This is a genomic window from Trueperella sp. HMSC08B05, from assembly GCF_001808405.1.
GTDB lineage: Bacteria > Actinomycetota > Actinomycetes > Actinomycetales > Actinomycetaceae > Trueperella > Trueperella bernardiae.
This window is the reverse complement of record NZ_KV793232.1, coordinates 1-15,875: the sequence shown is the minus strand read 5'-3', so window position 1 is coordinate 15,875 and position 15,875 is coordinate 1. Positions and strand designations below refer to the sequence as shown.

Sequence of the window (15,875 nt, the reverse complement as noted above, 5' to 3'; positions counted from 1 at the left end):
AAGAGTATGGCATTTCTAGATCTCATGCGTAGGTTCGTCAACGCGTCCCACGAGGACGAGGAACCGGGCATCATTGCCGAAGCGCTCGAATTGCGCGACAAACTGGCGGAGGATCCCAACGATGTGGTTTCGTTCGACGAGCTCGCAGACCTCATCAAGGGCTTCGCGGTCTCCGAAGAACCCGCCGATCCGCTCACGGGCGACTCGAGCGAGGCGGACCCGGAGTTGGTGCTCTGGGCACTAAGCGAGGAGATCGGCTCGGATTCGCGGGCCTGGTACCCGCTCATTCAGCTCGCCCGGCTCTCCGGTCCCGAGGACCCGGAGGCGGCCCAGCGTTACCTTGAGACGGCGGCGGACCGGGAAGAAACCGGAATCGCGCTCGCTGAAGGCATCAAGCTCCTACGCGAAACCGGCCAGAACGAGGCGGCGATCCAGCTCGGACTCGGCCGTTGGAAGCCCGCCGAGCAGGTGCTGGGCGTGGCCGAGGAACTCGTGAGCGCGGCGCTCGCAGCCAACAAGATCGATGAGGCCCGCTCTTACGTCCGGATTCTCAAAGAATCGGGCCAGGTCGGCGAACTCGTGGACGATCTGGAAATCGCGATTGCAACGAGGAAGGCGAAAAATGGCGACGTACGTTGAACTTCACCCGCAAGACCCACAGCCCCGGCTCGTGGCGAAGGTGGTTGACCGGCTCCGGCGCGGCGAGGTGATCGCCCTGCCCACCGACTCGGGGTACGCGATCGCCTGCACCCTGGCCAACAAGGAGGGCCTCGACCGCATCCGTACAATCCGCCAGGTCGGCTCCAAGCACCACTTCACGCTGCTGTGCGCGAACTTCGCCCAGCTGGGGCACTTCGTCATCATTGACAACGTTTTCTTCCGGCTGGTCAAGTCGCTCACGCCCGGCCCGTATACCTTCATCCTCAAGGGCACGAAGGACGTGCCGCGCATGACGTTGAACCCGAAGAAGCACACGGTGGGCGTGCGCATCCCAGACCACCGGATCGTCCAGGCGATCCTGTCCGAACTCGGTGAACCGCTGCTGTCCTCCACCCTCATCGTGCCGGGCGAGGAGGAGCCCCTCGAGGAGGGCTGGGTGGTCGATGACCGCCTGGGCAACGCGGTCGACGTCGTGGTGGACGGCCCGGTCGGCCGCGGCCCCACTACAGTGGTGGACCTGTCCAGCGGTGAAGCCGTCATCGCGCGCGAAGGCGCCGGCGACCTGTCGATGTTTGACGTCTCATGATCAAAGCCGTTCTCTTCGACCTCGACGGAACGCTGACCGACTCCGCGCCCGTCGTCACCTCCACCCTCGCCGCCACAATGAAGGCGCTCGCTGGCGTCGACCTCCCGCTCGAGGCGTTCCGCAAGTACCTCGGCCCGCCGCTCAAGGCCAGCTTCGGCGACCTCGGCGTGCCCGCCGACCAGGTTCAGGACTACATCGACGAATACCGGCGCCGCTACTCGGCCGTAGGCAACGACGTCGACCTCTTCGCCGGCACGCGCGAACTACTCGAGCGCCTTCACGACGACGGCTTTGCGCTCGGCCTTGCCACCTCCAAGTTCCAGCGCAGCGCCCGTGGCGTGTGCGAGCACCTCGGCATCGCCCACCTCTTCACCGCGGTGTGCGGGGATACCACCGAAAAGAACCTCTTCGGCAAGGCCGAGGTGGTCCAATCCGCGCTCAACGAGCTACGCGCCAAGGGCGTCCTCGCCGCCGGTGCCGGGCAGCTCACGGGCTCGGCCGAAGTGCCAGCGAGCTCGCCCACGTCGGGCCCGTGGCGCGACGACGTCATCATGGTGGGCGACCGCATCTACGACATCGAGGGCGCGGGCGTCCACGGCGTGCGGACCATCCTGGTCGAATGGGCCGACTCGTGGCCCGAGGAGCGCGAGCTCGCCTGGGCCACGGTCTCCACCCCGCACGAGCTACGCGAACTAATCCTCGATACCCGGGCGAACGGCTTCTAGGCCGCCCTACTCCTCCGGCCCGCTGAACTGCGACTGGTACAGATCGTAGTAGGCGCCGTGGTGCGCGAGCAGTTCCTCGTGTGTGCCCTGCTCCACCACGTCGCCGTCAACCATGACGATGATGAGGTCGGCGTCGCGAATTGTGGATAGACGGTGGGCGATGACGAACGACGTGCGCCCCTCGCGCAGCTCGCCCATGGCGCGCTGGACCAGCATCTCTGTGCGGGTGTCCACCGACGATGTGGCCTCGTCAAGGATGAGCACGGCCGGGTCGGAAAGATAGGCGCGGGCGATCGTGATGAGCTGCTTCTCGCCAGCGGAGATGTTGCCGCCCTCGTCGTCGATGATCGTGTCATAGCCCTCAGGTAGCTGGCGCACCAGGCGGTCCACGCCCGTGGCCTTCGCCGCCGCGACGACCTCGTCGTGGGTGGCGCCCTCCTTGCCAAACGCGATGTTTTCCTCAATCGTGCCCTCGAACAGCCACGTGTCCTGCAATACCATGCCGATTTGGGAGCGCAGCGAATCCTTGGAAAAGTCGCGGGTGGACACGCCGTCGAGCGCGATCCGGCCCCCGTTGATTTCATAGAAGCGCATGAGCAGGTTGACCAGCGTGGTCTTGCCCGCGCCCGTGGGACCCACGATCGCCACCTGATCCCCGCGATGCACGTCCAGCGACAGGCCGTTGATCACTGGGATGCCCTCCTCGTAGGAGAACTCCACGCTCTCGAACGTGATGTGGCCATGGAATTTGTCAGCAGGAATGAGGTCGTGGAAATCGACGGCGGCGTCATGGTCCATCTCCTCGCTGTCGAGGAAGTCGAAGATGCGCTCGCCCGAGGCGGCACCCGACTGCAGCATCGCCGTCATGGACGCGAGCGTAGAGACCGGCTGACTGAGCTGGCGGCTGTACTGGATGAACGCCTGCAGGCCGCCGATCGTTAGCTGGCCGTTGATCACCTGGAACCCGCCCCACACCGCGATGATGACAAAGCCGAGGTTGGACACGAAACCCATGATCGGCTGGGAGAGTTGGGAAAGAAACTGGCCCTTGTAGCCCGCCTCGTACAGGCCGTGGTTGGCCTTGTCGAAGATGCGCTCGAAGTCGTCCTGGAGGCCATAGGCGTTCACCACGTCGAAGCCCGTGAAGGATTCCTCCACGATGGCCGATACCTCGCCCGTCTTCGCCCACTGGGCGCGGAACTCTGGCCGGGCCTTCTTGAGGATGACGAGCAGAGCGACGACGCCAAGCGGCATGACGAACAGGGCGGCCACGGTCAGCCGCGGCGAAACCCAAATCATCATCGCCACGATGCCGATCAGCAGGTAGACCGACTGGATCACCTGGTTGAGGGTCTGCATGAGGGTTTGGGTGATGTTGTCGATGTCGTTCGTGACGCGGGAGAGGAGGTCGCCGCGCTGCTGCTTATCCAGCCATGACAGGGATAGCGCGTCGATCTTGGCCTGTGCGTCGTGGCGGAGCTTGTAGCCCAGGTCCTGGACCGTGTAGCGGATAATGTAGCCCGCGGCGAAGTTCGTGATGCCTGAGACCGCGTACAGCCCGACGACGAAAAGCAACACCCGCGCAAGCTTGGAAAAGTCCACGCCGCTTCCGGAGATGCCATCGACGACCACGTTCGTGGCGTCGCCCAAGAACTTCGGCGCGAGCACGCTGCCGCCCGCCGCGAACAACATGAGGACGGCGATGCCGAACACGCGCAGCCGCTCGGTCCGCAGCATGCGGAGCAGGCGCTTCAGCGCTCCCTTCGTGTCGCGAGTCTCGGTCGAATACGGGTTCGCCCCGTGAGGTCCGCCCCTCATCGTGCCTCCTCCGCGGTCAGCTGCGACGCGACGATCTCTTGGTACGTTTCGCAGGAATCAAGTAGCTCATGGTGGGTGCCCACTCCGACGATGTGGCCGTGGTCGAGCACGTGGATGTGGGTGGCCTGGCGGATGGTCGACACGCGCTGGGCAATGATGAACACCGCAACGTCACCAATGAAGGCGCGCAAGCCGCGCCGCAGCCGCGCGTCGGTCTGGTAGTCGAGCGCTGAGAAGGAATCGTCGAAGATCAGCAGGTCAGCCTGCCGGCGGCCCTGTGCGTCCGGCAGGCACCGGTAGATCGCACGAGCGATCGTCAGGCGCTGGCGCTGGCCGCCGGAGAAGTTTTTACCGCCCGATTCGACACTGGACTCAATCCCGCCCTCCAGCTCGCTCACAAAGTCCCACGCCTGAGCCGCGCGCAGGGCAAGGACCACCCGGTCGGCGTCGTAGGGCGCGTGCTCGTCGGGCGAACCGGCCACATTCGTGGCGATTGTGCCGGAGAAAAGGAAGGCATGCTGGGGGACGAGCGCGATGCGGGCGCGCAACTCCTGCGGGTCGACGTCGGTAACAGACACGCCGCCGGCACGGACCTCGCCCGAAGTGGCGTCAATGAGCCGGGGGAGGAGCTTGATGATCGAGGACTTGCCCGAACCGGTGGAGCCGATGAGCGCCACCTGTGTGCCGGGGGCGAAGGTCATCGAGATGTCGGAGAGGACCGGCTCCTCGGCGCCGGGGTAGCGCAGACCGGCGTGGTCAAGTTCGAACGTGAGCGGGCCCTCGGGCAACGCCACGGGATCGGCCGGGGCCTGGATAGCGGGCACGACGTCGAAGATCTGCTGGAGACGCTTGGCCGAGACCTCGCCGCGCGGGAACAGCATGACCATCATGCCCGACAACATCACCGACATCATGATCATCATAAGGTAGGAGATATAGGCGGTCAGCGCGCCGACCTGCATGGCGCCCTGCGAAATGAGGTGGGCGGCGAACCAGACCACGGCCGCGGACGAGATGCCGATGATGATTGACGCCGCCGGCATGAGGAACGCCCACAGCACACCGATCTCCAGCCAGATCTTGCGAAGCTTGTGGTTGGCGTCGTCGAACTTGGCACGGATCGTATCCTGACGGACGAAGGCGCGGATCACGCGCACGCCCGTCAACTGCTCACGCAACAAGGTGTTGATCCGGTCGATGCGTTCCTGCTGGACCGTGTAGCGCGGCGCGAGCGCCTGCATAACGAAGAAAATGAGCAGGCCAAGTAGCGGCACGATGACCACGAGCAGAAGGGAAAGCCGGGCATTTTGTTGGATCGCCATGAACACGCCGCCAAAGCCCATGAGCGGGGACATGATCATGACAGTGAAGGTGAGGAGCACGACGTTTTGCACCTGTGTCACGTCGTTCGACACGCGGGTGATGAGCGTGGGCGCGCCAAACTTGTGCTGGTCGGTGGCGGAATACGACTGCACGTGGCGGAACGCCCGCCCGCGCAGCTCCCGACCGAGCTCCATGGCGGTGCGCGCGCCTAGGTAGATCGCTCCGGCCATTGAGATGATCTGCACGATAGCGATCGCGAGCATCACCCCGCCCACGCGCCAAATGAGGGCCTGATCGTTGCCCAAAATGCCGTCGTCAATAATCTGCGCGTTCAAGGCGGGCAGGACGAGGCTGAGGAGGATCTGCACTACTTGCAGCAGAAAAATAAAGAAGAACGCCGCCTTCTTTCGCTTGAGAAACTCCCAGCTGATGTGGATTAGAGTCACAGCTCTCCTTAGCTCGTACCGTCCATGTCAGACTACAACCACGGTCCGACAACTTTGCTGGATTAATAAATCCAACTGTGCCACACAAAAAATGGTGCCCCGCGGCGATTAACCGCGAGGCACCGGGGAAATCAGGGCTTAGACAGCCGGCTCGTTCGCCACCGGCTGACCGTCGTCGCCGGCCTCCGGATCAAGGAGCTGGTACTTGTCGATCGCCGCCTGGACCGTGGAACGGTCGACCTCGCCACGGTCGGCCAACGCCTGGAGGGCGCGTACCACCATGGACGCGGAGTCGATGCGGAAGTGACGACGCGCGGCGGCGCGGGTATCGGCGATGCCGAAGCCGTTCGCGCCGAGTGTGTAGTAGGCCTCCGGGACCCACGGGCGGATCGAATCCTGGACCTGCTTCTCCCAATCCGAGGTGGCGATGATCGGACCGTACTCGCCCTCAAGCTTGCGGGTGACGTAGGCCTTCTTAGGTTCCTCGGTGGGGTGCAGGTAGTTGTACTCGTCGACCGCGAGGCCGTCGCGGCGAAGCTCGTACCACGACGTGATCGACCACACGGACGCGGCCACGCCCCAGTCGTCGCGCAGCATCTGGCGGGCCTCACGCGCCCACGGCACACCCACGCCGGAGGCGAAGAGCTGGACCTTCGGGCCCTCGCCTTCGACCTCGTCAAGCTTGTACATGCCCTTGACGATGCCCTCAACGTCCACGTTCTCCGGCTCGGCCGGCTGGTGGATCGGCTCGTTGTAGATCGTGATGTAGTACATGACGTTCTGGTCGCGCCCATCCGAGCCGTCGCCATACATGCGCACTAGGCCATCACGGAAGATGTGGCTGACCTCGTAGGCGTAGGCCGGGTCGTACTGGATGACAGCCGGGTTCGTCGAAGCGATCACGTGGCTGTGGCCGTCCATGTGCTGCAGGCCCTCGCCCGTCAGCGTGGTGCGGCCGGCGGTGGCGCCCACGATGAAGCCGCGCGTGAGCTGATCGGCGGCGTGCCAGAACTGGTCGCCCGTGCGCTGGAAACCGAACATCGAGTAGAAGATGTAGATCGGAACCATCGGCAGACCGTGGGTGGCGTACGAGGTGCCCACCGCGGTGAACGCCGCGTTCGAGCCAGCCTCCGTGATGCCCGTGTGCATGATCTGGCCCTGCTGGGACTCCTTGTAGTTGAGCAGCAGGTCCGAATCGACCGCGGTGTAGTTCTGGCCGAGGACGTTGAAGATCTTCGCCGAGGGGAAGATAGCGTCCAGGCCGAAGGTGCGGGCTTCGTCGGGGATGATCGGCACGAAGCGGTAGCCGAAGTCCTTGTCTCGCAGCAGGTCCTTGAGCAGGCGGACGAAGGCCATCGTGGTGGCCACCTTCTGCTTGCCCGAACCACCCTTGAGGATGCCCCAATGCTTCTCAGCCGGCAGGGTCACGCCCTGCTCCACCACGCGGCGTTCGGGCAGGTAGCCGCCGAGCTTGCGGCGTTGTTCGTGCATGTACTCCAGAGCCGGGTTCTTCGGCGACGGCTTGAAGTACGGCGCCACGAACGGATCGTCAAGCTGGTCGTCGGCAATATCCAGCTCGAGCGTGTCGCGCAGGAGCTTGAGGTCATCAGAGTTGAGCTTCTTCATCTGATGCGTGGAGTTACGACCGGCGAAGTTCGAGCCGAGCGCGTAGCCCTTGATCGTGTGGGCGAGGATGACCGTGGGCTGGCCCTTGTGCTCGGTGGCAGCCTTGTAAGCCGCGTACACCTTGCGGTAGTCGTGGCCGCCGCGCTTGAGCGCCCAAATCTTCTCATCCGACCAGTCGGCCACCATCGCCTTGGTGCGCGGATCGCGGCCAAAGAAGTGCTCGCGCACGTAGGCGCCGTCGTTGGCCTTGAATGTCTGGTAGTCGCCGTCGAGCGTCTCGTTCATGATGTTGACGAGCGCGCGGTCCTTATCCGCGGTCAGCAGCTCGTCCCACTCGCGGCCCCAGATCACCTTGATGACGTTCCAGCCCGCGCCCTTGAACTGGGCCTCGAGCTCCTGGATGATCTTGCCATTGCCGCGCACCGGGCCGTCGAGGCGCTGAAGGTTGCAGTTGATGACGAACGTGAGGTTGTCAAGGTTCTGGCCGGCGGCCAGGTGGAGCACGCCGCGGGACTCGACCTCGTCCATCTCGCCGTCGCCCATGAACGCCCACACGTGCTGCTGGCTCGTGTCCTTCAGCCCGCGCTCGTGCAGGTAGCGGTTGTACCAGGCCTGGTAGATCGCGGAGATCGGGCCAAGGCCGAGCGAGACGGTGGGGAACTCCCAAAAGTCCGGCATCTGGCGTGGGTGCGGGTAGGACGGCAGGCCGCGGCCGCCCGAACGGCGTGAAGCCTGCTGGCGGAACGAATCGAGGTCCTTCTCCGTGAGGCGGCCCTCGAGGAAGGCGCGCGCGTAGTTACCGGGGGAGGAGTGGCCCTGGAAGAGCACCTGGTCGCCACCGCCCGGGGCGTTCTTGCCGCGGAAGAAGTGGTTGAAGCCCACCTCGTACAGGGTGGCCTGAGCGGCGTAGGAGGAAATGTGGCCGCCGACAGCGATGTCCGGATCCTGCTGCCGGGTCACCATGACGGCCGCGTTCCAGCGGGTCCAACGGCGGATCTCCTTTTCCAGCGACTCGTCACCGGGGTAGTACGGCTCGTCGTCGATACCGATCGTGTTGACGTACGGGGTCACAATGTTTGGCGGGAGGGAGATGCCCTTGCGGCGGGCGTGGTTCTCCATCGCGGTCAGCAGGTAACGGGTGCGCGGCCCACCCTGGGAATCGATCAGTCCATCGACCGAGTCGATCCATTCTTGGGTTTCTTCGGGGTTGATGTCCGGAACCTGGCTGAGCAAGCCGTTAATGAGAGGCCTCAGGGGCTGTTGACTCACGATTACTCCTCTGTACGATCGATTGCGTCATGCGATACCTCAAGGGTACCGGTTTAGGCCTTAAGACCCCACTAGTTAACGGAAGACAGAACTGGGTGACTGCTCACACGCGCCACGTGGTAAGACGCGGCCACGGTTTAAAGCTGTACTTTCGCCGTCGGCACCTTAGAATGTGACTATTGTTTCAGGGAAGGCGGTAACAGTGTCCGGTCTATCCGGTAAGGAGTTGGGATTCCGGTTGGGGCAACTGATCCAGGAATTCGGCTACGACGACGACGTCGACATGGCTCTTCGCGCCAGCATCGTCCAGGTTACGGGCGAACAGCTTGAGGATGAGGACTACCGCGGGAGCGTGGATGGCGTGATCCTGTGGTGGCGTGCGGACGACGGTGATGTTGACGACCTGACTGACCTTTTCGTTGACTGCACGGGCGGGATTGCCGACGACGACGCGCCCATCTGGCTCCTCGTGCCCGATCAGCGGGCCGATCTGAGCGTGCCGATGGAGGATGTGAATGACGCCGCGGGCACGGCCGGACTTTCGGTGACGACCACGCGCCACCTCGATTCTGGGTGGAACGCGTTCCAGGTGGCGCACGGCCGTACCTTCTAGGGAGATTTCCCAACTGGGTGCTTGCCGGTTACACTAACCTGCGGACCCTTAGCTCAGTTGGTAGAGCAACGCGTTTACACCGCGTGTGTCATCGGTTCGAGCCCGGTAGGGTCCACGCTTACAAAAAACGCCCTTCTTGCACGTGCATGGAGGGCGTTTTTGCTGGTCACAGCGTTGCGGTGCATATCCTTGCAGTTTCTTGCTTGCAATTTGCAGGCGGCGGGTAGTTTTGTCGGAGCCACCCTCTACACTTGTCTTCCAACACGCACACTGTTGAAGAGACAAGGAAGTCTGCCCGTGAAACGCACACAGGATTCGCGGCTGATCCGCGCCCTCGGCCTACTCTTGGCCATGGCGGTGGGACTGCCGGTATTTGTTGGCTTTGCCACGCCCGCTGTTGCAGCGACGTCGAACGTGACCGTTGCCGGCACGTTCCAAGATGCCCTCGGCTGCCCAAAGAACTGGGATGAGGCCTGTGGCGCCACCTCACTGAAGGATCCGGATGGGGATCGGATCTGGACAGCCGATCTGACGATCCCGGCGGGGGAGCACGCCTTCAAGGTGACCATCAACAACTCGTGGGACGGCGCCTACGGGATGGATGGCCATAAGGACGGCAACTATCCATTGGTCCTGGACGATGCGCGGACGCTGCGCTTCTCGTTCGACGACGTCAATAAGAAGGTCTTCGTCTCCGACCCGGGCCTGCCGGGGGAGTACGCCGATTCCGACGCGTCGCTGATTGCCGCGCCCTACAGGGACCCGGCGGCCGACCGCAACATGTACTTCCTGCTGACCGACCGCTTCAACAACGGCAATCCGGATAATGATCGGTGTATCGCCACGGGTCACGCCGGTGCCGACGGCGCTTTACCGGTCGACTGCACGAAGACAGACCGGATGGAGACCGGTTTCGACCCGGCCGACCGTGCCTTCTTCCATGGCGGCGACATCAAGGGCATCCACGACAAGCTTGACTACATCAAGGGTCTGGGCCAGAACGCGATTTGGCTAACCCCGTCATTCGTCAACCGCCCCGTGCAGGGCACGGGCGCGGATGCGTCGGCGGGCTACCACGGCTACTGGGTTACGGACTTCACGCAGATCGACCCCCACTTCGGCACGAATCAGGAGCTGAAGGACCTCATCGCGGCGGCTCATGAGAAGGGGATGAAGGTCTACTTCGACATCATCGCCAACCACACGGCGGACGTCATCTATTACGAAGGCCATGAGGGGCAGAACCCTCCTTATATCTATAAGAAGGACACCCCGTACAAGGACGCGAGCGGCGCGGCGTTCGACCCGGCCGACTACGCGACGTCGGACACGTTCCCGGTGATGGACGCCGCCACGTCGTTCCCGTACAAGCCCCTCATCCCGGATGGCATGGAGAGCGCGAAGTACCCACAGTGGCTCAACGATCCGACGCTCTACCATAACCGCGGGCATGATTCGTCGTGGCCGGCGGGTGAACCGGCCACCTACATGGACTTCGGCGATCTTGACGACCTCATGACCGAGCACAAGACCGTGCGTGACGGCATGATCGACATCTACAAGGCATGGGTGGACTTCGGTGTGGACGGTTTCCGCATCGACACGGTCAAGCACGTCAACTTCGAGTTTTGGCAGGAGTTCACCGACGTCATCCGCGACTACGCGGCCAAGCAAGGGAACGACGACTTCTTCATGTTCGGCGAGGTCTACGACGCCCAGACCCACCTGCTCGCCCCCTACCTGCGCGACACCCGCATGAATGCGGTGCTCGACTTCGCCTTCCAGTCCTGGGCGGAGGGCTACGCGGGTGGCGGCTCGGCCAAGGCGCTCGCCTCGGCTTTCGCGGCTGATTCCTACTACACCACCCCACACTCGTCGGCGGCCGCGATGCCCACCTTCCTGGGCAACCACGACAAGGGTCGCATCGGCTGGCTCCTACGTGGTAGCTCCGACCCGATGGGCCGCACCAAGCTCGCCCACACGCTGATGTACCTCACGCGCGGCCAGCCCGTGCTCTACTACGGCGACGAGCAGGGCCTGGTGGGCGACGGCGCGGACAAGGGCGCTCGCGAATCCCTGTTCGCCACGCAGACCGGCGAATACCAGAACTACAAGCTGCTCGACGGCACGCCCGCGGGTTCGCAGGACCGCTTCGGCGAGACGGAGATGAGCACGCACATCGCCGCGCTCGCTAACCTGCGCAGCGAGCACAAGGCGCTGGGCACCGGCTCGCAGACCACTCTCCACTACGACGACGGCCAGGGCGTCTTCGCCTTCGCCCGCGTGGATCGCCAGGAGAAAGTCGAATACCTCGTGGCCATCAACAACTCCGACTCTGCGAAGGAGGCCACGTTTGCCACCCTCACCCCGGGTGCAACCTACTCGCCGCTGTACGGGACGCAGGATTCGGTCACTGCCACGGATACCGTGAACCTCACGGTGCCGGCGCTGTCGGCGGTCGTGTTCAAGGCGAACACGCAGGTGGCTGACGCAGGACAGAGCCAGACGATCGCGGTGTCGACCGGGGCTCCCGAAAACGGGCTTACCTCGGTGACCGCGGATATCGCCGACCACCGCTGGGCGGAGACCTCCTTCTCCTACCGGCCGGTGGGGACCGAAGAATACGCGCCGCTCGGTGTGGCCGAGGGTGACCAGCCGCGTGTCTTTGCCGATCTCGGACTTCCGGCGGGCACGCTCGTCGAGGTGCGCGCGGTCTCGGTTGACGCGGACGGCAGCAAGGTGGCCGGCTCCGGCCTTCTGGTCGTCGGTACCGACCTGGGTTCTGCCGCGCCCGCACCGGCGGGAATCGGCGCGAACGACGTCGTCCTCCCTGGCACGCACCAGCAGGCCATGGGGTGCGGCGGAAACTGGGACCCTGCGTGCGTGGACGCGCGCCTCACCCTCGACGAGGCCTCGGGGCTCTACATGGGCACGTGGAAGCTGCCCAAGGGCTCATACCAGTACAAGGTGGCGATCGGCGGATCGTGGGACGTGGACTACGGAGCAGGAGGCGTGCCTAAGGGGCAGAACGTCGCCTACACCCTTGATGAGGAGACGGACGTCACCTTCTTCTACAACCCCGTCAGCCACAAGTTCTTCAACACCGCCACGGATCCGATCGTGACGCTCCCGGGCAACTTCAATGCCACGCTCGGCTGTCAGCCGTCTGGCGATTTCGGCGCGGATTGGAACCCGGCGTGCTTGGCCACGCTCATGTTCCCGAACGGGGATGGCACCTATACCTTCTCCACGTCCAAGATCGCGCAGGGGGACTACCAGGTGAAGGTCGCTCATGGGCGAGGATGGGCAGAGAACTACGGTCCTGGCGGCACCCCCAATAGCGCTGATAATTATCACTTCACCGTCGGCGCGAACAAGCTCATCACCTTCACTTACCGCATCTCGGACCACGTCTTGGAGATTTCGGAAGGTGACGTCCCGGTCGCGGGCCAGGGCGAGCGCACGGCTTACTGGGTGGATGAGTCCACTTTCGCCTGGCCGGGCGCGCTCACCGGCGGGCGCACCGACCTCACGTTCGAACTGTGGGGCGGCACAGGTGCGCTGTCCGTGGCGAATGGGGCGGTGGCCGGAGATGGCGCGACCAAGCTGGCGAAGATGACACACTCGAGCTCGGGACTGTCCTCGGAGCAGCTGAAGAATCGCGGGCATCTGCGCGGGTATGAGACGCTGACGGCCGCCATGGAGCGCTCCGCGGTTGAGGAGGCCCTGCGAGGCAACCTTGCGATCCTCGCCAAGGACGCCAGTGGGACGCCGGTCGCCTTCACAGGGTTGCAGATTCCGGGCGTACTCGACGCTCTCTACGCCTCCGCGGCGCGTGAGGCTGGCGGGCTCGGTGTGCACTTCAACGACGGCGTTCCTACCCTCAAACTGTGGGCTCCCACGGCAAAGTCGGTCGCGCTGCAGCTCTTCGACTCTGAGGACGCGACGGGCGATCCGGCGTCGTTGCCGATGGAGCATCAGGCGGATGGCACGTGGACGATCACGGGCGAAAGTGCCTGGAAGAACCGCGCCTACCGCTACAACGTGGAGGTCTTTGTGCCCTCGACCAACCAGGTTGAGCACAACGTGGTGACCGACCCGTATTCGGTGGGCCTGACGGTGGACTCGACACACTCGGTGCTCGTTGACCTGTCGGATCCGGACTATATGCCAACGCTTTGGCAAACCAGCGAAGCGCCCGTCATCACGAATGACTCGGCGCGAAGCATCTACGAGTTGCACGTGCGCGACTTCTCGATCGGGGACACGACCGTCCCAGAGAAGCTCCGGGGAACCTACGAGGCGTTCGCCCTCGAGGACTCCGCCGGTGTCAAGCAGCTGCGCGAGCTGGCGGCGGCGGGCATGAACATGGTTCACATCCTGCCCACTTTCGACATCGCCACGATTCCCGAAAAGCGCGCCGAACAGAAGGTGGCGTCAGTGCCGGATGCCGGGGCGGCGTCGTCGGAACAGCAGGCGGCGGTCATGGCTGTGGCCGATGAGGACGGGTTCAACTGGGGTTACGACCCCTACCACTACATGACCCCGGAGGGCTCGTACGCGGCGGAGGAGAACCAGTCGGGTGCGAACCGCACGATGGCCTACCGTGAGATGGTCGGCGCCCTTCACTCGATGGGCTACCAGGTGATCCTCGATCAGGTGTTCAACCACACGGCCCAGTCTGGCCAGGGCGAGAAGTCGGTGCTCGACAAGGTGGTGCCGGGTTACTACCACCGCCTGAACGCGGACGGCACGGTGGCAAATTCCACCTGCTGTGAGAACCTCGCCACCGAGAACGCGATGGCAGAACAGCTCATGGTTGACTCGGTGGTCACGCTCGCGCGCGACTACAAGATTGACGCGTTCCGCTTCGACCTCATGGGACATCACTCGCGGGCGAACATGGAGGCCATCCAGGCCGGGCTTGCGCAGCTGACGCCGGAGAAGGACGGGGTTGACGGCAAGAACATCTACATGTACGGCGAGGGCTGGAACTTCGGCGACGACGTTCAGAACAACAAGCGCTTCGAGCAGGCCACGCAGGGGCAGCTGGACGGGACCGGGATCGGCTCGTTCAACGACCGGCTGCGCGACGCCGTGCATGGTGGAAGCGGGTTCGATTCGAACAAGTCGCAAGGCCAGGGCTTTGGCAACGGCCAATACACGGACCCGAACGCGCTCAATTCGGCGAGCGACGATCAGCTGGCAAGCCTGAGGCATAACCAGGACCTCATCCGTCTTGGCATGGCGGGCAACCTCAAGGACTTCACGTTCGTCACCAGCTCGGGCGAGGAGAAGCGCGGCGATCAGTTGGACTACAACGGGCAGAAGGCAGGTTACGCCATCTCGCCGGAGGAGAACGTCAACTACGTCGACGCGCATGACAACGAGACGCTCTTTGACACGAACATGTGGAAGCTACCGGCCGATTCGACCATGGATACGCGCGTGCGGATGAATACCGTCTCGCTCGCGACGGTCACATTCGGCCAGTCCCCGTCCTTCTGGCACGCGGGCACTGACCTGCTGCGCTCAAAGTCGATGGATCGCAACTCCTACAACTCGGGAGACTACTTCAACGCAATCGACTGGACCGGCCAGAAGCACAACTTCGGTGTGGGTCTTCCTCCGGCTCGGGACAACGACGTGCAGTGGAATGCCATGAAGCCGTTCCTGGAGAATACTGCGAACGTGGCCTCCCCGCAGGACCTCGCCAAGGCGCATGCCCAAGCGCTCGAGCTGCTTCGCCTGCGGCACGCTCACCCGCTCTTGACGCTCGGCTCTGCTGAACTCGTCAAGGAGAAGGTGACCTTCCCGGGTGCGGGCAAGGATCAGCAGGCGGGCCTCATCCTCATGCGCGTGGACGACACGGTCGGCGCCGACGTCGATCCGGACTCGGACGGCCTGCTCGTGGCGATCAACGCTTCTCCGGTGGAGTTGAGCCAGGGCATCGACGAGATGAAGGGCCTGACGCTCTCGCTCTCGCCCGTTCTCACCGACGGCCAGGATGATGATCCGGTCCTTCAGGGTACGACGTGGGATTCCGAGACAGGTACGGTGACGATTCCCGCCCGCTCGGCAGTGGTGCTCGTCCAGGAGAAGGCCGCACCTGAGCCGAAGGAAGTGACTCCGGAGGTGCCAGTTCTCGATATGGCGACCGGTGTTGTGACGATCCCGTCCGTTACGGGCGTGGATTACAAGGTTGGTGAGGACGTTGTCCAGGATTCGGTGAACGTGGAGCCGGGTCAGACGATCACGGTGACTGCTGTGGCCAAGGAGGGTTATGTCCTGGCCGAGGGCGCTCCGGCTTCGTGGGAGTTCTCGATGCCGGCGTTGCCGACGCAGGTCACTCCGGAGGATCCGGCTTTTGATCAGGACTCTGGTGTCATCACGATCCCGACCGTTGAGGGTGTGGTTTACAAGGTCGGCGATCGGGAGGTCACCGGAACTGTTGAGGTGAAGCCTGGTCAGACCGTGACGGTAACTGCCGTAGCTGCGGATGGCTATGTCCTCGCAGCGGACGCTGAGACCTCGTGGGAGTTTGAGTTGGAGCGCCCGGCCCAGCCTGAGGTGAAGGTCGAGTATTCCGAGTGGAAGGACACGACTCCTAACATCGAGGATCGCACCTTCAATCAGGAGCGGACGGTGACCACCACGGAGTTCGTGTGGGATGCTGACAAGCTCGAGTGGGTCGTCGGTGACCGGGTTGTGACCACTGAGTCTCGTACGCGCCCGATGACGCAGGAGGAGATTGCTGAGCTGGTGCCTTCTCAGTGTCAGGTGATGGATCGTCCGGTTACGCCGTCGCG

Annotated in this window: 8 protein-coding genes and 1 tRNA gene; 6 read left to right on the top strand and 3 right to left on the bottom strand. The window is 63.8% G+C overall.

The annotated features are described in order from the left end of the window. The first annotated feature begins 6 nt into the window (after nt 1-6). The 3 genes from HMPREF3167_RS02440 to HMPREF3167_RS02430 are packed head-to-tail and all read left to right on the top strand — an operon-like array spanning nt 7 to nt 1,971. Nucleotides 7-639, top strand: a complete 633-nt coding sequence (locus tag HMPREF3167_RS02440) for a hypothetical protein (RefSeq protein WP_083200501.1) — start codon at nt 7-9, stop codon at nt 637-639. Beyond that, nucleotides 623-1,246: an L-threonylcarbamoyladenylate synthase gene (locus HMPREF3167_RS02435; RefSeq protein ID WP_062612243.1), complete on the top strand. Its 624-nt coding sequence runs from the start codon at nt 623-625 to the stop codon at nt 1,244-1,246. The genes HMPREF3167_RS02440 and HMPREF3167_RS02435 overlap by 17 nt, the downstream gene beginning before the upstream one ends. Beyond that, on the top strand, nt 1,243-1,971 hold the full coding sequence (locus tag HMPREF3167_RS02430; RefSeq protein WP_070445295.1) for an HAD hydrolase-like protein: 729 nt from the start codon (nt 1,243-1,245) through the stop codon (nt 1,969-1,971). The genes HMPREF3167_RS02435 and HMPREF3167_RS02430 overlap by 4 nt, the downstream gene beginning before the upstream one ends. A gap of 6 nt (nt 1,972-1,977) precedes the next feature. Here HMPREF3167_RS02430 and HMPREF3167_RS02425 read toward each other — a convergent pair whose 3' ends face one another. The 3 genes from HMPREF3167_RS02425 to aceE all read right to left on the bottom strand — a co-directional run bounded on the left by HMPREF3167_RS02425 (nt 1,978) and on the right by aceE (nt 8,453). Then, a complete protein-coding gene (locus tag HMPREF3167_RS02425; protein WP_070445292.1) occupies nt 1,978-3,789 on the bottom strand; it encodes an ABC transporter ATP-binding protein in 1,812 nt (603 codons plus the stop codon). Next, nucleotides 3,786-5,558: an ABC transporter ATP-binding protein gene (locus HMPREF3167_RS02420; RefSeq protein ID WP_083281043.1), complete on the bottom strand. Its 1,773-nt coding sequence runs from the start codon at nt 5,556-5,558 to the stop codon at nt 3,786-3,788. Before HMPREF3167_RS02420 ends, HMPREF3167_RS02425 begins: the two co-directional genes overlap by 4 nt. 138 nt (nt 5,559-5,696) lie before the next feature. After that, a complete protein-coding gene (aceE, locus tag HMPREF3167_RS02415; RefSeq protein ID WP_070445289.1) occupies nt 5,697-8,453 on the bottom strand; it encodes a pyruvate dehydrogenase (acetyl-transferring), homodimeric type in 2,757 nt (918 codons plus the stop codon). A gap of 172 nt (nt 8,454-8,625) precedes the next feature. On the opposite strand from aceE, the gene HMPREF3167_RS02410 reads away from it, so the two are divergent. The 3 genes from HMPREF3167_RS02410 to HMPREF3167_RS02400 form a co-directional block, all read left to right on the top strand. Then, nucleotides 8,626-9,066: a DUF3052 family protein gene (locus tag HMPREF3167_RS02410; RefSeq protein WP_101923434.1), complete on the top strand. Its 441-nt coding sequence runs from the start codon at nt 8,626-8,628 to the stop codon at nt 9,064-9,066. Between the two features lie 42 nt (nt 9,067-9,108). Then, nucleotides 9,109-9,181, top strand: a tRNA-Val gene (locus tag HMPREF3167_RS02405). Nucleotides 9,182-9,363: 182 nt separating this feature from the next. After that, a partial coding sequence (locus tag HMPREF3167_RS02400) for an alpha-1,6-glucosidase domain-containing protein (protein WP_070445286.1) occupies nt 9,364-15,875 on the top strand: 6,512 nt, incomplete at its 3' end.

Excerpts from the sequence above, each read along its gene's own strand:
- HMPREF3167_RS02440 (WP_083200501.1), top strand. The coding sequence starts at position 7 with ATGGCATTTCTAGATCTCATGCGTAGGTTCGTCAACGCGTCCCACGAG.
- HMPREF3167_RS02435 (WP_062612243.1), top strand. The coding sequence starts at position 623 with ATGGCGACGTACGTTGAACTTCACCCGCAAGACCCACAGCCCCGGCTC.
- HMPREF3167_RS02430 (WP_070445295.1), top strand. The coding sequence starts at position 1,243 with ATGATCAAAGCCGTTCTCTTCGACCTCGACGGAACGCTGACCGACTCC.
- HMPREF3167_RS02425 (WP_070445292.1), bottom strand. The coding sequence starts at position 3,789 with ATGAGGGGCGGACCTCACGGGGCGAACCCGTATTCGACCGAGACTCGC.